Annotated in this window: 13 protein-coding genes; 7 read left to right on the top strand and 6 right to left on the bottom strand. The window is 63.6% G+C overall.

What is annotated here, in order from left to right:
• Positions 1-4: 4 nt before the first annotated feature.
• Positions 5-925, bottom strand: coding sequence for an alpha/beta hydrolase (locus ABIA35_RS20820; protein ID WP_370358947.1), 921 nt, complete (start codon positions 923-925; stop codon positions 5-7).
• Between the two features lie 479 nt (positions 926-1,404).
• Here ABIA35_RS20820 and ABIA35_RS20825 point away from each other — a divergent pair, with 479 nt between their 5' ends.
• Both ABIA35_RS20825 and ABIA35_RS20830 read left to right on the top strand, forming a co-directional pair.
• The gene (locus tag ABIA35_RS20825; RefSeq protein WP_370358948.1) at positions 1,405-5,913 is read left to right on the top strand and encodes a DUF6531 domain-containing protein; all 4,509 of its coding nucleotides are present in this window, start codon (positions 1,405-1,407) and stop codon (positions 5,911-5,913) included.
• 17 nt (positions 5,914-5,930) lie between these two features.
• Positions 5,931-6,755, top strand: coding sequence for a barstar family protein (locus tag ABIA35_RS20830; RefSeq protein WP_370358949.1), 825 nt, complete (start codon positions 5,931-5,933; stop codon positions 6,753-6,755).
• A 467-nt stretch (positions 6,756-7,222) separates the two neighbouring features.
• On the opposite strand, the gene ABIA35_RS20835 is transcribed toward ABIA35_RS20830, so the two are convergent.
• Both ABIA35_RS20835 and ABIA35_RS20840 read right to left on the bottom strand, forming a co-directional pair.
• Positions 7,223-7,993, bottom strand: a complete 771-nt coding sequence (locus ABIA35_RS20835) for a very short patch repair endonuclease (RefSeq protein WP_370358950.1) — start codon at positions 7,991-7,993, stop codon at positions 7,223-7,225.
• Positions 7,990-9,333 carry a DNA cytosine methyltransferase gene (locus ABIA35_RS20840; RefSeq protein ID WP_370358951.1) on the bottom strand — a complete coding sequence of 448 codons (1,344 nt, stop codon included), beginning with the start codon at positions 9,331-9,333 and terminating at the stop codon, positions 7,990-7,992. Before ABIA35_RS20840 ends, ABIA35_RS20835 begins: the two co-directional genes overlap by 4 nt.
• Positions 9,334-9,441: 108 nt before the next feature.
• Between ABIA35_RS20840 and ABIA35_RS20845 the strand changes: the two genes are divergently transcribed.
• On the top strand, positions 9,442-10,329 hold the full coding sequence (locus ABIA35_RS20845; RefSeq protein WP_370358952.1) for an Eco29kI family restriction endonuclease: 888 nt from the start codon (positions 9,442-9,444) through the stop codon (positions 10,327-10,329).
• Positions 10,330-10,348: 19 nt separating this feature from the next.
• Here the strand turns inward: ABIA35_RS20845 and ABIA35_RS20850 are convergent, their stop codons facing one another.
• On the bottom strand, positions 10,349-12,418 hold the full coding sequence (locus ABIA35_RS20850) for a hypothetical protein (RefSeq protein ID WP_370358953.1): 2,070 nt from the start codon (positions 12,416-12,418) through the stop codon (positions 10,349-10,351).
• A gap of 468 nt (positions 12,419-12,886) precedes the next feature.
• Between ABIA35_RS20850 and ABIA35_RS20855 the strand changes: the two genes are divergently transcribed.
• The 4 genes from ABIA35_RS20855 to ABIA35_RS20870 all read left to right on the top strand — a co-directional run bounded on the left by ABIA35_RS20855 (position 12,887) and on the right by ABIA35_RS20870 (position 18,155).
• A complete protein-coding gene (locus tag ABIA35_RS20855; RefSeq protein WP_370358954.1) occupies positions 12,887-13,396 on the top strand; it encodes a hypothetical protein in 510 nt (169 codons plus the stop codon).
• Positions 13,397-13,522: 126 nt separating this feature from the next.
• Positions 13,523-15,829, top strand: a complete 2,307-nt coding sequence (locus ABIA35_RS20860) for an ATP-binding protein (RefSeq protein ID WP_370358955.1) — start codon at positions 13,523-13,525, stop codon at positions 15,827-15,829.
• Positions 15,826-17,517 (top strand): DEAD/DEAH box helicase family protein, encoded by a 1,692-nt coding sequence (locus ABIA35_RS20865; protein WP_370358956.1) that lies wholly within the window; start codon positions 15,826-15,828, stop codon positions 17,515-17,517. The genes ABIA35_RS20860 and ABIA35_RS20865 overlap by 4 nt, the downstream gene beginning before the upstream one ends.
• A 2-nt stretch (positions 17,518-17,519) precedes the next feature.
• Positions 17,520-18,155, top strand: coding sequence for a hypothetical protein (locus tag ABIA35_RS20870; protein WP_370358957.1), 636 nt, complete (start codon positions 17,520-17,522; stop codon positions 18,153-18,155).
• Positions 18,156-18,424: 269 nt separating this feature from the next.
• Here the strand turns inward: ABIA35_RS20870 and ABIA35_RS20875 are convergent, their stop codons facing one another.
• Both ABIA35_RS20875 and ABIA35_RS20880 read right to left on the bottom strand, forming a co-directional pair.
• Positions 18,425-18,610, bottom strand: a complete 186-nt coding sequence (locus ABIA35_RS20875; protein ID WP_370358958.1) for a hypothetical protein — start codon at positions 18,608-18,610, stop codon at positions 18,425-18,427.
• 112 nt (positions 18,611-18,722) lie between these two features.
• On the bottom strand, positions 18,723-19,034 hold the full coding sequence (locus tag ABIA35_RS20880) for a hypothetical protein (RefSeq protein ID WP_370358959.1): 312 nt from the start codon (positions 19,032-19,034) through the stop codon (positions 18,723-18,725).
• Positions 19,035-19,545 lie beyond the last annotated feature (511 nt).

Genomic DNA, 19,545 nt, shown 5'->3' on the forward strand with positions numbered 1-19,545 from the left:
ACCGTCAGCGCCGTGACGCGGCGCCCGCGGGATTCGCGGTGTTCGCCAGCCAGCGCAGGATCCGCGGCATGGCCGGGATGGCGCCGAAGTGGGCGGTGTCCAGCGCGAGCATGGTCGTGGCGTTCTTGATGTGGTCGGCGAGCCAGTAGAAGTGGTCCATCGGCGAGAACGTGTCCAGCTCGCCCTGCCAGAGCAGGGCCGGCACCTCGATGTCCGACACCTGGAACCCCCAGGGCTTCACCAGTGAGACGACGTCGTCGAACCAGCCCTGCAGACCGTGGTCGCGCGCGTCCGCGTCCGCCTCGTCGGGGTCGAAGGCGGCGTCGAAGTTCTGCACCAGCATGCGGCGCACGCCGGTCTCCCAAACGATCCGGCGATCTCCCGGCGACATTTCCGGGACGAGGGATCTGATCATCTGCTGTGGATCGGAGTTCAGCGCCGAATGGCGCTGAAGCAGTTCTTCGTGAAGGGATCCGTGGTCCTCGGCAGCCAGCGTGAAAGCGTGGATGTTGGACGGGGTCATCCCCCCGAACCAGTCAAGTTCCGCGGGGTCCACGTCGAAGGGCGCCAGACTTACCAGGATCGCCACGTTCTGCACCCGATCCGGCAAGAGCGCGGCACACGCCATCGCATGCGGACCGCCCCCGGAGCGGCCCATGACGGAGAACGTCTCGATGCCCAGCGCATCGGCGATCGACGCGACATCGGCGGCGGCGTGACTCACACTCCGCCCCTCCAACCGCCCGGAGCCACCGTATCCTGGCCGGTCATAGGCGATAAGCCGCAAGCCCGAGTTGTACAAGTGATTGACAAGAGGTCGCGGCCCGCGACGGCTTCCGGGCATCCCGTGCAAATAAAGGATCGGATACCCGTCCTCCGGGCCCCAGGACTCCACCGCGAGCCCCCGACCACCCTCGGCCACCACTTGCGTTCTCACTCGCAGCCTCCCGAGTCCGGTGCCGACCGTAGCCTTCGCACCCTGTTCGCAGCATGGCGCAGGACATCACGATTGTCATTAACGAAAAGCGCGCACTGGCTATCCGTGCTTCCGCCAAGACACGCGAGAGCCTAGCGGAGGGACGCTCCGCTGTGGCACATGTTGAGAAAGGCACGCGTGGGTTTCACCCTGCCTCAACCGTGAGCTATGCGACGTTCAACCGACATTGCGATCATCACGCGGCACGCCAGGCTTCTTGCCACCGACCGTAGGCGGGGACCCCCCGTAGTCGTCAGGACCCATCGCGGTGCTCCCCGCAGCACCCTGATTTCCGGACATGACTCCATAGTGCCGTCCATGCCTGGCGCGGGTACAGAGCCCGCTCTAGAGGCGAAGCCCTTAGTAAACTTCCGCGCGTAGTCGGCAGTCGCGACGACTGTCGTCTTGAAACGGGGAGGGCACGGGGGATGGTACGTCCAACAGGCTGGGACGTCTTAGGGCTGGATGGGGATCCGACGCCGGGTGTGGTGGAGTCGGTGCAGGCGTTGGCGAGGGAGTTCGGGGACTTCGCCCATGATGTGGAGGCGGCGTATCGGAGTCTGAACAGTTTTGGTTCGGATGCGAGTGCGTTGCAGTGGATCGGTCAGACCGCTGATGCGTTCAAGGGGCAGTTCGGTCCGTTGCCGGGGCGGCTGCAGAAGCTGTACACGTCCTACAGCGAAGCCTCCGATGCGCTGTCGGCCTATGCGCCGTTGTTGCAGGCCGCTCAGACCAAGGCTGATGCGGCTTTGCGGCAGGCTCAAGACGCGCACACCGATTTGCAGCGTGCCACCAGCACCGCTACCAACGCGGCGTCGGATCTGAAGACGGCGCAGCAGAATCAGGCGGCCAACCCGGATCAGAAGGCTGTCACTGACGCGCAGACGGCGCATGACACCGCGCAGACCAACCTGGACAACGCCAAAGCCAAGATGGCGGCGTTGACCAAGCAGGCCAACGACGCCTACAACGACCGCATCACCGCCGCCAAAACCTGCGCCTCCGCGCTCCACAAGGCCCAGGGCGACGGGATCCACAACAAGTCTTGGTGGGATCACGTCGGCGAGGATCTGTCGGAGTGGGGCGGGAAGATCGCCGAGATCGCCAACGACCTGGCGCCCTTCCTGGATGTTCTGGCGCTGGCCACCTCCTGGATCCCCGGCGTGGACGTCATCACCGCGGCGTTGGCCGAGGCTGACAACATCATCGCCCTGGTCGGTACCGGCATGCAGATCGCCGGCGACGCGATGCAGGGTCACTGGGGCGACGCCCTGATGGGCGCCGGCATGCTCGGCCTCACCTTCCTCGGCGGCAAAGCCATCGGCTCGCTCGGCGGCAAACTGGCAGGCAAACTCGGCCGAGAAGCCGAGGAGGGCGCCGAGGGAGGTATCGGTGCCGAAGCCCGTGCGGCCGAGGGAGGCAAGACCTCGTACTGCGAGCGCGACCCCATCGACGTCGTGTCGGGCTGGATGCTCGCCCACAAGACCGATCTCGCTCTGCCCGGGGCGCTGCCCGTCGTCCTCCGCCGTTCTTATGCCTCCGGATACACCACGGGCAGGCTGTTCGGCCCCGGCTGGTCGAGCACCCTCGACCAGCGGATAGCGGTCAACGCCGCCGGGATCCACTTCGCCGGCGACGATTCGCAGACGATCCGGTTCCCGATACCGGCTTCGGCCGAAGCGGTGCTGCCCGACCGTGGCCGCCTGCTCTCGCTGGTGTGGGACCGCGGTCTCGACGAGATCCGGATCAGCGATCCGGACACCCGCTCCACGCTGCACTTCCCGACGGTCCACCACCGGGACGAGATCGGTGAGATCCGCGACGTGGCCGCGATCAGCGATCGCCACGGGAACCGGGTCGCCATCGTGCGCGCCGAGGACGGCAACCCCACCCTGGTCGAGCACCCGGCCTATCGGGTCGCGGTCGACACCATCAGGACGGCGCAGGGCCCGCGGATCAGCTCCCTGCGTCTGCTCGGAGACGATTCCGGGGCACACGTGGCGGCCTTCGGATATGACGCCCACGGACGCCTGACCACCCTGCACGACTCGCCGGACGCGGAGCCGTCGCTGCGCTACGAATACGACGCGGACGATCGGATCTGTGCGTGGACCGACCAGCTCGACCACCGCTACAGCTACGAGTACGACCGCTGGGGACGCGTGATCGGGACCGACGGCACCGCCGGATACCTGTCGGGTTCCTTCCAGTACGACGACGACCAGCGACGGACGACGCACCTCGACTCGTTCGGCCAGGCCACGGTCTATGAGTACGACGAACTGGGACACGTGACGGCGATCACCAACCCGCTCGGCGGTGTCAGCCATCTGGTCTGGGACCACCGCGGGGAACTGCTTTCGTCCACCGACGAGATGGGCGGCACCACGGCTTACACGGTCGACGACCAGGGCGACACCGTCCAGACGACCCGCCCCGACGGCGCCGTCACGACCACCGTCTACAACGACCTGCACCTGCCGACCCGCATAGCCACCCCCGACGGCGCGACCTGGTGCTACGAGTACGACCGCCACGGCAACATGACCGCGGCGATCGACCCGATCGGTGCGACGACCGCCTTCTCCTACACCGCCGAAGGCTTCCTGACCGGCACGACGGACCCGTTGGGCAACGTCGAGACCTACACGCCGAACGCGGCCGGGCTTCCCCGCCGGACGGTCGATGCCGTCGGCGGGATCTGGACCGTCGACTACGACCTCTTCGGCCGCCCGGCGGTCGTCACCGATCCGTTGGGCGCCGTCACGACCTCCACCTGGGACGCCGCGGGGCGCCCGCTGTCGCGGACTCTCCCGAACGGCTCCCTCCAGAGCTGGCAGTGGGACTCGCGGGGCAATCTGCTGGCGCAGACCGACGAGGACGGCCACACCACGCGGTTCGAATACGGGCCCTTCCAGACCGAGATCGCGCGCATCGAACCTGACGGGACGCGCTACGCCTTCGCCTACGACCGCGAACTGCGCCTGACCGCCGTTCTCAACCCGGCGGGCGCCGCGTGGAGCTACCAGTACGACTCCGCCGGACGGCTGGCCGGCGAGCAGGACTTCGACGGCCGCCGCCTGGAATACCGCCACGATCTCGCCGGCCGCCTGATCCACCGGACCAACGGCGCGGGACAGGCCGTCGACCTGGTGCGCGACGTCATGGGCCGGGTCGTCGAGCAGCGCGTGGAGGGTCAGACCGCGGTCTCCTTCGAGTACACCGCCCGCGGGACACTGGCCGTGGCGCGCCGCGGTGCCGACGAGTTGGCGTACACGTACGATCCGCGCGGCCGCATCATCAGCGAGAGCCTCAACGGCCGCGCGGTCACGTCCAGCGTCGACGCCCTCGGTCGGCGGACCGACCGCGTCACGCCGAGCGGGCGGACGTCGACCTGGGCCTACGACGCCGCCGGCCGGCCGGACACTCTGAGCGGCCCGAGCTGGGGGATGAGCTTCGGCTACGACGCGGCGGGCCGGGAGACCAGCCTCCGGGTCGGCGCAGACATGGAGATCGCCAGCACCTGGGACCTGCTCGGCCGCCTCACCTCCCGCCGGGTGCTCAGCGGCGCCGACCAGCGCGTGCGGGTCGATCGGGCATGGACGTATCAGCCCAACGGCGCTCCGGTGGGAATCGCGGACCCGATTCTCGGCGACCAGAACATCAAGGTCGACGCGCTCGGCCGGGTGACAGCGGTGCGCGGGGCCACGTGGTCCGAGGACCTCGCCTACGACGCGCTGGGCAACGTCGTTTCGCACACCGACACACGCACCCCCGAATCGGACAGCGCCGGTCGCCGCGTCTACGCCGGTACCCGGCTGCGGGAAGCGGGACGTACCAGCTACGAGTACGACGGCCAGGGGCGGCTTGTGCGCCGGACGCGTCGCACCCTGTCCGGCGGACGCCGGGTCTGGACGTACGCGTACGACGCCTTCGACCACCTCATCGAGGCTGTGGTCCCGGACGGCCATTGCTGGCGCTACGCCTACGACGCGCTCGGACGGCGGATCCGCAAGCAGCGGGTCGACGGCCTGGGAGCGGTTCTGGAGCAGGTCGAGTTCGCCTGGGACGGCGAACTGGTCGCCGAGGAGCGCCATTCCGTTTCCGGCACCGGCCGTGCCACGACGACGACGTGGGACTTCCGGCCCGGGTCGGGGATCCCGGTCGCACAGGACCGGCGGGTCCACGTCCTCGAAGCCCCGCAGGACGTCGTCGACGCCCGGTTCCACGCCATCGTGACGAATCTGGTCGGCGCGCCGACGGAGCTGGTGACGGCCGACGGCCGGGTGGCCTGGCGCTCCGAGCAGGGCCTCTGGGGAGGCCCGATCGACGGCGGGTCGCCGCAAGCGGCGTACGGGGACGGGGACACCTGCCCGATCCGGTTCCCCGGCCAGTATCGGGACACTGAGACCGGCCTCGACTACAACTTCCAGCGGTACTACGACCCCGAGAACGGGCGCTACACGACACCGGACCCTCTCGGCCTCGCGCCGGCGCCGAACCACTACGCGTACGTCGACAACCCGTACACGGACACGGACCCCTTCGGGTTGGCCAAGGGCAAGTCCGGCGGCGGCGCCGCCAACAGCGGACCGCCGGACTGGGCGGTCAACGAGCTCGCGAAGATCAAGGCCAACAACGGGACCGTCCACACCTACTCGAGGAACGATCCGAAGTACGATCCCGCCAACCCCGGCAAGCAGGTCCTCTGGGAGGGCCGCAGCACCGAGCCCGCCGCCAAGATCCGAAAGTGGGGCGCACAACCCGCCGTCCTGAACCCCGACGGCACCGAACGCCTCCCGGCCTTCGACGGATCCCCGGAATGGGAGGTCCCGGGAAAGCCCGCGAGCTACAAGATCGTCGGCCCGAACCGCTACGGCGACTACGGTTACACCTCGAACCACTACGGCAAGATCGACGAGTTCAAATGCCCGTGACGAGAGGTACCGCAACCATGCCGCGCGCCAAATACGCCCTCCGCGACGGCGACACCGGCCGACGCCTCGCCCGCTGGCAAGACACGGACGGCTTCTTCGTCGGCACCACAACGGCGGAGCAGTGGTGGGACCAGACCGGCGACGAGCCGCCCGAGCAGCTGGAGATCAAGCTCGACGGCTTGTCCCCGGAACCCGACCTACACCTGCCCTCCTTTCGCGACGAGGAGGACGACTCCTTCGCCCTGGGCGACATCCTGGTGGACATCCTCGACACGAACGAGGCAATCCTCGGCACGTACGACCTGTGGGGAGCGACGCTCGAAACCGACGGAGACGGACCCGGAACCGGGACCTTGTGGGCGAACGTGTCCACACCGCCCCACGCCTCCGCGCGCACGGTCTGGAACCACTGGCGCGAGCACCTGCCGAACACGGACGGCCAGTGGACCGCACTGCCGCCCGGAGAACGCGACGGCTGGGTCGAGGCGGCCCAGCTGCACTACTTCCACAAGGCCGGCGAACGCCGAACATGGCCGATGCCCACAAACCCGGCCACCCTGCACGGCGAACAGATCGCAGACCTCGCAAGCTTCTTCTGCGCCATCGGCGAAGCCTTCGGCGGCCCCGGCGGCTACTTCGGCAGCAACCTCACAGCCCTGGCGGACTGCCTGGCGAATCTCGACCGGGAACCAGGCGAGCAGCTGCAGCTGCGCTGGACGGCCATGGCCGTCGCCGAGGAAGGGCTCGCCCGCCGCGTGGAAACCGGCGAGGGCTGGATGCGCATCTTCGACATCGCCACAGGGGTTCTGGAGCAGTACAACGTGGAGGTGCTCCGCGGGTAAGGCACGCGGCCCCCTTAACAACCAAGAACCCTGGTCCGGCTCAAGCAGCCCGACCAGGGTTCCGACTATTCAGATCATCAGTGGAGCCAAGGGGACTCGTATAGACGAAGCCCGATTAGCCCCTGACCTGCATAAATGGGCGCTGGCATGGCGAAAAATCGAAGCCGCGACCACCAGAGCACCACAGCAACCGAGACGGAACGCGCCCAGCTGAGACGAACGACTCCCAAGAGCCGAGCCGAGAGCACCAAAACGTCTAGATTAGCCAAGTACCAGTAGCGTTGGCTGATGGTGACGACGAAAACCAAGATTGACGAGCTCTGGGACGCGACGACCGAGGCCTGGAACCCGTCCAGCATCGCGGCGTGTCAGGCAACGGCTTGCAGAGATCGTGCTACGAGCATGGCCGCGAGGCGGCTCTATGGTGGCGAACTGAGTAAGTAGAGCGTACTGATGACGGTCGGAGGCTACTTCGCCGCTCGTACCGTATTGAGCACGAGCTCGGCCGCCAAGACTGGATCCTCATGTTCCCAGACTCGGATGACTGTCCATCCTTCGCCTTCAAGACGAGCGTTCGTCTCAGCGTCACGCTGCTGGTTCGCTTCGATCTTCTGCTGCCAAAATTCGCTGTTCCGACTAGCGGGCCTGTGATGCTCTGGGCAACCGTGCCAGAAACACCCATCGACGAACACGGCGACTCGTGGCTTCAAAAAGACAATGTCGGCCGTGCGGCGGAGATCTTCCAGAGGCCTGGAGTTCACGCGATAACGCAAGCCGGCACGGTGCAGAAGGGACCGGAGACGTAGCTCAGGTTTGGTGTTCGATCCCTTATTTGCCTTCATGACAGCACGTACCGCAGGTGACGAGGCGCCCGACTCTGGCTCCAGTGGCTCTTCGTCCAATACCAAGCCTTTGACCCTCGCGATACTCCACGCGGCTGCCAAGTTCTGCGCTCGAGTCGGACGGTCGACTTCGCCCAAATACTTGGCAGGACTCTTACCATGCTCTGACCAGCGCAAATATGCGCGGATCCGGCGTGTTCGCGGCAGAACCTTGAGCTCGACCGAAGCGCGGGCGAACCCGCCAGCCGGGAGTGGAACGGCCCGCCGGCCTCGCCCGCCCGCCGCTCGGTCTTGTTCCGCTGCCAGCGCATCGCGCGTGCGGCCCGGTCGACCTTTCCACGCACGGTCGCTCGGCGGTGAGACGTTCCAGCCCTCCTGGCCCTCCGAGGAAGTCATTTGTGCTCTGCTTTAGCTAGAGCAGCCATGACACCCTGAGCGAACACCTCTCCCAGGAGCACAGGCACTGCGTTACCGAGTTGACGCATCTGCTCGCTCCTGGAGCCCACGAGCGCTCGCTCGTCTGGAAACGTCATGACCCTGGCCGTCTCTCTGACGCTCATGTAGCGATGCACGTACGGATAGGGGCTCATGGACCCTTCTGGAACCAGCTCGTCTGTCAACATCACAGACTCCCCGCCGGGAACCCCATGCACCCCAGCCTTCACGGTCTTCGCCGGTCGGTCCAAATAGTTCGGTGTGTGGCCCGTGTAAAACCGCGCATCAGGCCACCCAATATGATCCTTGATTCCACCGTACGGAACCTTCTCCGGATCGAGGTCCTTGAGGTGATCGATGCGGTCAAGTCTCGTCAAAGGAGGAAGGGCAGGCTCACCGCAGACCTCGCCGGCGATGGCGTCGCGCAAGGTCCGCCATGGAAGCTTCCGCTCAACTCCCTCCAAAGGCGCCTGCAGGATCGGGCTTAATTGGGAGCGAGTCCACTCCTTGACGTGATTTGGAACATCGGGATACTTCGCCCAGTAGGCCTCACCCATCTGAGCCTCATGAAGCGCCTCTTCCGAATACTTCGGCTCCACCTCTTTTTCCAGCACGCTCATGTCGACACCGAGGTCCGACCGGAAACCAACGATGATCACCCGGTGACGAATCTGCGGCACACCGTAGTCGGCGGCGTTGACCCTGAAGGCCTTTACCACATAGCGCCTATCCGCAGGCACCGGCTCGTTGCGGTCTTCGAGTCGCTCGCTCAGTTGTCTGAAATGTTCCTGCCAGGTCGCATCGGGCTTGCGCTCCTCGAACGGCAACTCAAGCTCATGGAGGATGTAGTCGAAATAAGGCTTGAACGATGGACGCAACAGCCCTAGGACGTTCTCGCAGATGAAGGCCTTTGGCTGCATCTCGCGCAGCGCCTTGAACATCGCCGGGAACCCGTTTCGCGTGTCTTCATCACCCTTCGCGACACCGCCGAGACTGAAAGGTTGACACGGCGGGCCGCCGGCAAGGAGATCGACCTTCTGATGGAGGTAGTCCAGTTGAAGATCGGCCACGTCGCCGACGTAGAGAGGCGTGGGCTCACCAGGCTTAGGAACGGCTAAGCCGTCCAGGGGAGTCCTCTTGGCACCGGCCGCCTCGAGCGAGTCGGAGGCGGAGCGCGCAAACTCGTTGAACAGCAGCGATCGGAACCCGGACGCCTCGACACCCATCGCCAACCCCCCACCACCTGCAAAAAGCTCTACAGAGGTTCGGGTGGCATCTTGGCCATTTTGCTGTTCAGGCATGGCCAAACCATACCGCGGAGTTGGCGATCATCAAAGCTCTCTTCGAGAAGCCGTCCCGTTGAGCTACTCCGATAGAGTGGCGTCACTTGACTCGTGGAGGGCACCAAGATGTCGGACGAGCACAGCGCCGAATTCAAGATCAGCATCACGCAGGCGATGGCCGACCAGCTCATGGCGACGCTAGGCCCCCTGGACAGGGTGATACTCGACAAAGCGAATCTCGAGGCGACCGCGGAACGCCCAGGGGTCTACGAGATCTTCCTGCACACCGAGAGCGGAGATGAGCGGCTCTACGTCGGCAAGGCCGCCAAGTCACTACGCAAGCGCCTCGAACAGCATCGTCGGAAAATCAGTGGTCGCGTTGGAATCGATCCCAACGCGATGCGATTCATATGCGCCTACGTTGATGAAGACCTCGACGCTGCGGCACCCGAGAAGATGCTTATCAAGCGCTATCGCGATACTGGAAGCGTTCCGTGGAACACCAATGGGTTTGGCAACAATGACCCTGGGCGCAACCGAGACACGACGCTGGTCAAGACGAACCACTTCGACGCGTTGTACCGCATCAACCTAGATCAGCTGGTCGAAGTCACCTCTACCTGCGGGCCCGCGTTCGCGATCCTCGACGCCATCAAGACAGCGGCGCCCTACAACGTGCGGTACGACCGACTCAGGAAGAAACCACACCCGGACCTCGTCGACACAACAGTCACCGTGCCGGCGGGTGCCGTACCTGTACGCGAACTGTTGCCGATCGTCGTAGAGCAGCTACCTATCGGCTGGCAAGCCACAGCGTTCCCTGGTTACGTGATCCTCTACCCAGAACCGGCTGAAAAGGTCTACGCCAGCGCGATGCTCATGTGGCGGCGGAACGATGACGGAGTCGTCATCGAGACGCCAGGGCTCAACCGACGAAAAGTGTCAAAGCGCGACATTCCCGAGGACGACGCATCCGAAAGCGATGTGGAGATCGAAGGCGAGGAGGACGAATGAGCACAGCAAGCGTCACCAATCACTCGTCCTCATCAGTCATCGGGACATCATCCCCGGAGAACCCGTTCGTTCGTGCAGTGGGAGAAGACGCGCGACGGTCAGCAACACGGGCCCAGAACTCGAGGTCCCTTCGAGTCTCGTCCAGCACTTCAAGGGCTTGTCGCGTGTCGACTGCCGGCCAGCCCTCGCGCTCAATGAGTGGTCCCAAAGTGCTGCGTTCAATCGTCTTCAGGCTGTCCATCTCACTGCGCAGGCCCCGTACACGATCGAGGACTCGACTCTTAAGAAGCCTGATGAGGGCCTCTGGCGGTTCCTGCTGGGCTACGGATGGAGGTAGGGGCGCGGTCTGAGATGGGTAGCCTTCGTATCGCAGCCACATATCCGTCAGGACCACGGGGACGGCGATACCGGAGACAATCTCGACAACTGGCTTTCCATCAACGTCCACGACGACGGGCTGGAGGCCGGCGCGTCCGTTGACGATGGCGCGGTGGAGCAGACGCAGACCGCAGAGGTCTCCAAGCATCGCCTTCAGTACATCCTGCGGTCCCCGAAGGTCGGCACTTGGATCACCATAGGCTTCGCGCTTTAGAGCTCCGTAGCGTGTCAGGTGATATTGCGCCAGCGCCGCAAGTTCAAGCCGTGCGCTCCACGTGCCGCTACTGCGGCGTAGCTCAGCAGTGGCTTCCGCGAGTAGCTGATCTAGCCCATAACCCCGGACGTGCCACGGATGCCGCGTGTACTCTGCCATCCTTGTGGCACGCAGATACGGTGCACGCATGGCCGCTGTCATGGCAACGTCGGCAGGATCATCGCCAGTCGCCGCAGCACTCCGCGTGGCGCGCAGAGCGAGCTCCGCGACGACGTCGGCACGACGTTGAGGTGTTGCAGACTTCGCGGCGGTCACGTCCGTTATCCCACGCTCGACAGCCTCGCGAATGTTCGAGCGTCGGTTGAGGAGCACAGATAGGACGTACGCGGCCTGCGCATCCCGCTGCGCTGGTAGGCCGGAGGCCTCAGCCTGCTCGACCGTCAGGAGACCTGAGAGGTAATCGATCACGTGATCGGGTAGCTCGTCGTTCTCGCGCAGGACGCTGATCACGCTTTCCGCCATCGCCTCAAGTTTCCCGGTCGCAGTCCAAGGCCGCGGTGGGTCGACGTGCAGCATCCCGACGTAGGCACTGATGGCACGAGCGTAACCGTGCCGGGTATCACCATCCTCTGCTGGCGTAAACCTAAGGAAAACCCGCGCCGGAGTAATCAACGCATTCTTCTGCGCCCTCAACCGAGCCTGGGCCCGCGCATCAAGACCATTTGGGTCGGCTCCAGCAACGCTGCCGACGTATCGACGGTACAAATCACGATTAGTGGGAAATTCGTAATGAATCGTCTCGAGACGATCGATACCCAGGCACTGCAGCGCGTTACAAATCCGGCTCGATCCGTCGGCGGTGGCGAGGAGGGGAACAGAAGGATGACCGTCCTCATGACGAAGATCCATGAAGATCGCTGTCACCGGCATCATGATGCCGCGAGCCTCGATCGACGTCCGGAGTGGGTTGTTCCGCATGATGAAGTCACGCGCGCGAGAGATCTCGTTAAGCGCATGAGCAGGTGACCTCGCAGTCACGTCCACGCTGTAGGAGGTTCCCGGTTCCGACGTCGGCCCAGTGAGGGGCGACAGATCCGCAGACGCGCCGCCGAACTGATAGCGGCGGTTATCGATGGTCCTGGTGTTGGTAGGCAAGGGGACCAGGGCGGGAACGTAGAGATCCACATCGATGGCATCGATCCAGCCGCCGGCGACGACGACTCGTGTCGGCGCCCGAAGAACTGCGCGCAGCCGCGTCGGGTCGACGGCCGCGTACGCGAGCGCCTCTGCGAACCGCTCCGGCAACGCCAGGACTCCGTCGACCGCGGTCTCGATCGCGCGGCTCACCGCCGGCATCTTCGCGAGGGGCGGCAGTCCGGCATCGCCGAAGCGAGACCAGGCGACCTCAAGCTCAGTGACGGGGTCGTCAGTGGTCAAGATTTCGTCAAATTTCCCAGGGTCGCCCTGGCCCCCCAGGTTCCCTTGCTCTGTGATCATGATCGCCGCGGAGTCGCGCCTTCCGTGCGGGATCTCGCGTGAATGCGAGCGGACGTTGGCTAGCAGTGTAGATAGTAGAGCACAAGCGCCTGTTCAACCTGGCGGAATGGATCAGATCCGACTTCACTGCATATACCTCAGTATACGGAGATAACTCCGCCGGCCATGCCCTCCACGTCGTCGCCAACACCTCTACGAGCGTCACCGCCTTGTGCCAAACTGGTGTCCGTTTAACCTGCGAGGCCACTTCCGATTCGAGCGTCAGAGACGTTTACGACGGCCGTGTGACGGAACACCTGATCACGGTCACGATGAGGGACGAAATCGCAAACTTTCCCTCCACGTCGAGGGGATGCATGGGTAGTGCGGTCACGTGGCCACCGTGCTCCACGACCGGGCCTTTGGGCGTCCGCTCAAGACCTCACTGTGTAGAGCTCATCCACGGAATCGACCGAGGAGACCCCGCCCATGGAACACGAGAACCTCCCCCAGGATGACCCGGCTTGGCGTTTGGAGCCGACGCTCGAAGAGCTGGCCGCCCTAATCAACCTCCGGCTCGACTACGCTGCCGAGCACCCCAACGAGGGTGCGTGCATGTCTCAGGACGACTCGACGAACCGCCCTTTCCCGACGTACAGCTACATGCGCCGCGTCATGATGGGCGAGATCACCGAGACCCCCATCGCCGACACCGCTGCCGCGCGAGCCCTTTGCCTCCACTGCCCGCTCCCGACCAAGGCTGAATGCGCTCGAATCGCTGAGCGCTCGACCGACACCGCAAGGTTCATGGGCGGCATGGCCCCCGTCGAGCGTGTTAACCAGTTCGGAACGAACTGGTTGGACGGCACGTGGTCCAGGCACTTCCGCACCGCGCTGATCGCCCGGGGCGTCCGGGAGGCAGTCGCCGACATGTTCGTCGAGCGCGAGCATGCCGACCTGGCCGAAAGGATCGCAGCGCTGAAGAGCACTGCGTCCTAGCTCCGCGCGAGGGTGGGGGCTGCATACGTCTTGTTCACCGCGTCGTCCCCACCCCCCCACTAGGCGACCAGCCACCCATCATCACGATGGGTTTTATGAGAATCGATCTCTAAAAGAAGGACACTCGTGACCAGCGATTTCCTTGACGTCACCCCGCACGCGCGCATTCTCGGAGTGCTCGGCGAGCTGGAGCTTCCGCAGTGGGCGTGCCTGGCGGAGCTCTCCGACAACGGCTTCGACGAGCTCATCGCCGCCGGCTCGGCGGTTGCCGATCCGACCGTCTCCATCACGCTGCCGAACGACAGCGACCGCCGAGCGGTCGCCCAGGTAGTCGTCAACGACAACGGTCGGGGAATGACTCTCGATCAGCTGGGAAGAGCTGTACGAGCTGGTTGGTCGGGAAACGACCGCTTCGGCGCGTTGGGCATGTACGGAATGGGGTTCAACATCGCATCTGCCCGTTTTGGGCATCGAGCGACCGTCCGCACGAGCCAGGCTGGAGATCTCGACTGGATCGAGGTCACGATCGACCAGCGACGCCTAAGCGCCAACGAGAACTACCACGCTCCGTACACCAGGTCGCCAAAGCGCGACATCAACGAGCACGGGACCACGGTCACCATCTCAGATCTCAAGCAGGACCAGTTCGACTTCCTCCGCCGAAAGGCGAATCACGCGAAGTTGCGCGAGCGTTTGGGCGACATCTATAGCACCCTGCTCTCAGAGAAGGGGTTCTCCCTCTACATCAATGGAGTCAAGGTCCCTCCGAGGCTCCCGTGCGTCTGGAACCACGACCGCACAGTGCTGCGAAGCGGCGCGGTGATCAAGGCGTACGAGGAGATCGACGTGCCGCTGCCTTCTCGGATGGCCTGCGCCGACTGCGGCTTTTGGAACCATATGGACGTCGAGGCTTGTGTTAGTTGCGACGGAACCGACCTGTCGCCGCGCGAGCGCCGCATCAAGGGGTGGATCGGCATTCAGCGATACTTCCACAAGACGGACTATGGGATTGATTTCATCCGAAATGGGCGAAAGATCCTGACCCGTGACAAGCGCGTCTTCGAGTGGCGTGACGACGATGGGATGGGCGAGCCAGAGCTCGAGTATCCCATCGACGCGAAGACGCCTGTAGGGCGCATCGTCGGCGAGATCCACTGCGATCACATCGCGCCCAACTTCACGAAGACCGCTTTCGCGTTCGACTCGCCGGACTGGTTTCGCGTGATCCGTGAGATTCGCGGAACGAGTCCGCTCCGTCCGCAAATCGCTCGCCGTCTCGAGCTTCCACCTAACGAGAGCAAACTGGCGAACCTGTACGCCGGCTTCCGGCGCCAGGACCCAGGCCTCAACTACCTCGTTCCCGGTGATGGCCGGGTCGCACTGCACGACAAGGCTCGAGAGTGGGCAGATCAGTTTCGCGCGGGGAACGTTTTGTACCAGGATGACCGGGTTTGGTACGAAGCAGCCCGTCAGCACGATAACCCCATCAGCACCAGTGAACACGAGACCGGAGATGACGAGATAATCCCCGGGATCGCACTGAGCGGCGACGACGGCGAAGGCGAGCCGGCGGCCGAGGAGGCACCCGAGCCGCAGTACGGAGCCCCCCCAGTAGAAGAGACCATTGAGCAACGGCTCGCGCGCTACCGCGAGAACGCCACCAAGCTCGTTGACCTGAGCGCGCGTTACGACCACCCTGACCTTGGTGGAGTCGATCTGACCGCGTGGGCTGTGCGTGGAACGGTATTGGTCGACGCCAGGGGAAACGAAGCGCCTGTGGTCGTTCAGATGATTCGCGCCCCCCACGCTGAGGTCTTCGTCAACGCCGACCACCAGCTGGTCAGTGGCTACGGCGTTGACCTGCGCGACATCGCCCTCATCGAGGTAAGCGAGTGGATGCGTGTGCGGGCCGCACGAACTGACATTCCTCTCACCGAAGTCTTTTCTGGCCTGAAAGCCCGTAGCGGTGCTCAACGACTGACACCAAGCGCTATCGCCGATGAGGCCGAACGCCTTTTGGAACGTCTGCGATCAGCGATGCTCGCCCCAGTTGCCACAGACGCTGAGGTGTTCGCCAGTCTCATGACTTCAACAGAGCGGGTCAGCGCGGAGAAACGGTTCGCAGTCGAGTCATCGGCTGGTAGCTGGAGCCTGGCCATGAGCAGCGGAGATTTCGTCCTTTACGCGCCAGCGACGGCACTGATTCGAATGATTGTCCACAATCCAGCGGTCTTTCTCGACGGCGTGGTCTTCAACCGTTCGTTTGGATCGCTGTCGGAGACGCCGCGCACCGTCGTCATCGACAGGCTGGTTGGGCTCATCGGCGACCTGGCGTTGCTGGAGGAACACCGACCTCGCCTCGACGCGGACGAGCTCGCACGTCTTCGAATCAGTTGTCGTCTCGTCGCGAGAGACCTCGTGGAGCCAGTATGAGCATGCCGGATGGTGATGCAGACACCGGCTTCTTGTCGAGGTCATCGCTGGCCGATGCTGGTCCTCTTCAGTTCCCGCGTCGACTCGAACGTCTGCTCTGGCACCTGGGCTTCTCGGACGTCGCAACAATCGACGGACCCGGAGATGGCGGCTGCGACATCGTCGGCGCACTTCGTGGCAATGACTGGGTCGTTCAAGCGAAATGGAAGCGTGACGGCGTCGTCGGCGCAGATGCCGTCAACGAGGTCGCGCGGGCACGCGAGCAGCGGCGAGCAAGAGATGCTGTTGTGGCGACGAACGGTCGATTCTCGCCTGACGCACGTCGCCGCGTGGAGGATCTTGCCCGAATTGCACCTAAGATTAATCTTTGGTCTAGCTCTGAGCTCGAAGCCGCCTACAAGCGGATGCCGGAGCGATTTGGTCACGTTGAGTTGCGTGACTACCAGCAGGCGGCGTTCAATGCCATTACCCGTGATCTCGAGACAAGAGGGCAGTCACTTCTGGTCTTGGCGACCGGTTTGGGAAAAACTGTCATTGGCGGAGAGGTCATCGATTGGTATCTTTCACGGAACCATAGCGCTAAAGTTTTGGTTGTCGCTCACGCAAAGGACCTGGTTCAGCAGCTTGAGCGTGCGATCTGGCGTCATTTGCCGAAGGGAGTTACCACCTGTCTGTTCACCGGGGATACTCGTCCCGACGATCTCACAGGCGTCACTTGTGCCACTGTGGCATCAGCGCTAAATGCGATTCGCGCCGGGTATCGACCCGACTTGATCATGGTTGACGAAGCACATCATATTGGCGAGAACGGCCAGTACGACGAGCTGCTGGATGAGGTCACTGATGCGAAGGTCTTCGGGGTCACGGCCACCCCCTGGCGAGGTGACGCCTTCGACATCAGCGATCGCCTCGGGGCGCCCAGTTTTACCCTTGGCATTGAAGATGGCATGCGCTACGGCTATCTGGCTCAGGTCGACTATCGCCTATTCGTTGACGATATCGATTGGGACACCGTTCGTGAAGTGAGTACGCACGAATACGGACTTAGCGAACTCAATGCAAGACTTTTTCTACCCCAGCGTGACGAAGCTATCCGCGACGAACTTGCCGCGACCTGGGCCAAGACGACGCGTCCGCGGGCGATCGTCTTTTGTCGGACAATCGAACATGCCGAACGCCTCGCGGACGTCCTTCGCCGCACCCCGCTCTGGGCTCAATGCCAAGCACTGCACACAGGCCTGTCGAGGGTTGAACGGCAGAATCGCCTATTGGCGTTTCGTTCAGGACAGATCCCGATTTTGACGTCAGTCGACATCCTCAATGAAGGTGTCGATGTTCCCGATGTCAATATCCTCTGCTTCGCTCGGGTGACTCATTCGCGGCGCATCTTCGTCCAGCAACTCGGCCGCGGTCTTCGACTGCGGGACGGAAAGGATCGCGTAACCGTTCTTGATTTCGTCAGCGACCTACGACGGGTGGCTGCGGCGTTGAAGCTTCGCCGAGCACTCACCGACGAACCATCCGGCGATATTGAGACGCTCATGAACGTTAAACCCTCTCAAATCGAATTCAGTGATCAACGGGTCGAGCTCCTCATGGATGAGTGGATCAAGGACGCTGCGAGCCTTGAGACCGCTTTCGATGAGTATCGACTTCAATTCCCTTCCACTGCGATACCACAGGAGTAGCCATGTCCACTAGACTCACATCAATCCCCGACGCCAAGCGAGACGAAGTAGTCACCGCGCTCTACAAGGAAGCCGATGCGATCGATTGGGAGAACCTCACCCATGGGCAGAAGACCGCATGCTACGCGCGTTGGATGGCAGACCCAGCAATCGGTGGAGTACTGACCCAGTTCTGGGCCGCCGATCGAGCTCGTGTCTGGATCAAGGACGTCCCGATGAAGGAGTTTGCTCGCGCCCAGGAAGGTATCGGCCCCTTCGCAAGGTTCACGGTTCGGCAGTATCTCGGCCCGAACGAGATCGTCAAGAACACGCTGGGTGACGAGTGGGACATCGTTCCTGGATCGGTCGGTGAGAAGCCCAACCATTGCTACGCGACTAATGGGAACACCACACGATATGTGTGCTGGGGGCGCCCTGACACCTTCAGCACCTTGATGTGGGCAGCAATCGTTCGCGCTGTCGAGATGGAGGCTCCCCCGATTGTAGTGGTGACGTACCGCATCGGCCAAGAGGTGGCTCTGCCCGACAGGCACCAGCAGCGAGCTATCGGGCGCCACTGTAGTGTCGATATCGCATACTTGAAGCGGGAACTTGGCCCCGCCCGGACTGTTCAGCATGTTCAGGATGCGCTTCTGTAGCGAACGGCGGTGGGTGCGGCGGTTTGATCCGTACCCACCGCCGTTCGCCGTGCGGAATTGAGAACGATGCCCTGCGCCACACGTAGAACCCAGAGCTCGACACGCCCAGCAGTCGACAGCGCAAGGCCGCCGGCAAGCTCTCGTCGGTGAGCTCCTGGACCACCGGGTAGATCTTTTTGGGAGGACGTTGTCCCGGGCGAAGTAGCCCACGGCCTCGCGCAGGAGCTTGTTCTCCAGCTCCAGCTGACGAGCCCGGCGGCGCAACGCCGTCAGCTCCGCCCGCGCAGCGGACGACAGGCCCAGCTTGGCTCCCTCATCGACCTCTGGTCCACCCAGTGCTTCAGGCACGAGTAGGAGACCCCCGGATCCTTGGCCAGCTGACCGATAGGCGTGTTGCCGGCCCGGGCGAGCTCCATGGCCCGGCGGCGGAACTCCGGCGGATGAGGCTTGGGCATATCAGACTCCTTCCGGCGACCAGTGTCGCCGACTAATGGAGTCCGGGAGCTCAAGCGCTTGTGCATGAAGCCTGACAGCAGCAGCTGATAGAGGATCGCCTTGACCGGAGCGTCAGCTGATTGAGGGGAACGCGTTACGAAGTTCATCGACCATCCGCTGTGCGGCGTCAATGCTCAGCCCATTGCGATGGGTGAGCGACGGAAACGTGGCCTCTACGATGGCGAGGAGCTGGCGAGCAGCTTCGAGATCAAGCTGAATCGACTGGCTGATCTTGTCCGGTATCGCGCGCGTTGCAGATCCGTAGGTGTCCAGCTGGAGGATGGTCGCGCCACCTTCAGAGAACGTCCGATAACCGCAGGTGACCGCCTCATGTCGGCGTTGGACGTCACTGGATACGCGGTCGAACTTACCGATCATCGCCATAGGAACATTGTGACACCGAGGCCAGTCAGCGGGGAGTCGACAAGGGGGGCTACCGACGTCGCACGAAGGGATGTATCCGGCGCGATCCCCCCGCCGAGCCAAACCCGGACCTGGCGAACCGGGCATTCCGCGCCGATCGCCCGCACCGGCTGTGATACATGGACATCACCCAGCACCGCGCCGCAGAAGGCTGGGTGTGCTGCGCGGTCGTGCCGGGGCGCCGTCAGTCGGCGCGTTGTGGGCTGGTTGATCGCCGACCACCTCCATCGGGGCTCCTTTCCGACGCTCCTCAGCGCATCGCGTAAGCACTGTCGGCATCACGGCGCAAGAGGGAAACACCGAGGCTAATGCTCCAGCCCGAACTCAGGCAGGACTATTAGCCTCCGATACTCAGCAGATGAGTTGTGAGTTCGGAACCTGACATGCGAAAGGTGCCCTTGGCCTGGAAGGATGCGAGTGTCGAGTTCGTATCTGGTCCAGGAGATGGGGCACCTTTCTGGTGTCGAAGACT

The organism is Catenulispora sp. MAP12-49 (assembly GCF_041262705.1).
In the GTDB taxonomy this organism is placed as follows: domain Bacteria; phylum Actinomycetota; class Actinomycetes; order Streptomycetales; family Catenulisporaceae; genus Catenulispora.

What these genes read in the sequence shown, in the direction of transcription:
- ABIA35_RS20825 (WP_370358948.1), top strand. Translation starts at nt 1,405, where the DNA reads ATGGTACGTCCAACAGGCTGGGACGTCTTAGGGCTGGATGGGGATCCG.
- ABIA35_RS20830 (WP_370358949.1), top strand. Translation starts at nt 5,931, where the DNA reads ATGCCGCGCGCCAAATACGCCCTCCGCGACGGCGACACCGGCCGACGC.
- ABIA35_RS20835 (WP_370358950.1), bottom strand. Translation starts at nt 7,993, where the DNA reads ATGACTTCCTCGGAGGGCCAGGAGGGCTGGAACGTCTCACCGCCGAGC.
- ABIA35_RS20840 (WP_370358951.1), bottom strand. Translation starts at nt 9,333, where the DNA reads ATGCCTGAACAGCAAAATGGCCAAGATGCCACCCGAACCTCTGTAGAG.
- ABIA35_RS20845 (WP_370358952.1), top strand. Translation starts at nt 9,442, where the DNA reads ATGTCGGACGAGCACAGCGCCGAATTCAAGATCAGCATCACGCAGGCG.
- ABIA35_RS20850 (WP_370358953.1), bottom strand. Translation starts at nt 12,418, where the DNA reads ATGATCACAGAGCAAGGGAACCTGGGGGGCCAGGGCGACCCTGGGAAA.
- ABIA35_RS20855 (WP_370358954.1), top strand. Translation starts at nt 12,887, where the DNA reads ATGGAACACGAGAACCTCCCCCAGGATGACCCGGCTTGGCGTTTGGAG.
- ABIA35_RS20865 (WP_370358956.1), top strand. Translation starts at nt 15,826, where the DNA reads ATGAGCATGCCGGATGGTGATGCAGACACCGGCTTCTTGTCGAGGTCA.
- ABIA35_RS20870 (WP_370358957.1), top strand. Translation starts at nt 17,520, where the DNA reads ATGTCCACTAGACTCACATCAATCCCCGACGCCAAGCGAGACGAAGTA.
- ABIA35_RS20875 (WP_370358958.1), bottom strand. Translation starts at nt 18,610, where the DNA reads ATGCCCAAGCCTCATCCGCCGGAGTTCCGCCGCCGGGCCATGGAGCTC.
- ABIA35_RS20880 (WP_370358959.1), bottom strand. Translation starts at nt 19,034, where the DNA reads ATGGCGATGATCGGTAAGTTCGACCGCGTATCCAGTGACGTCCAACGC.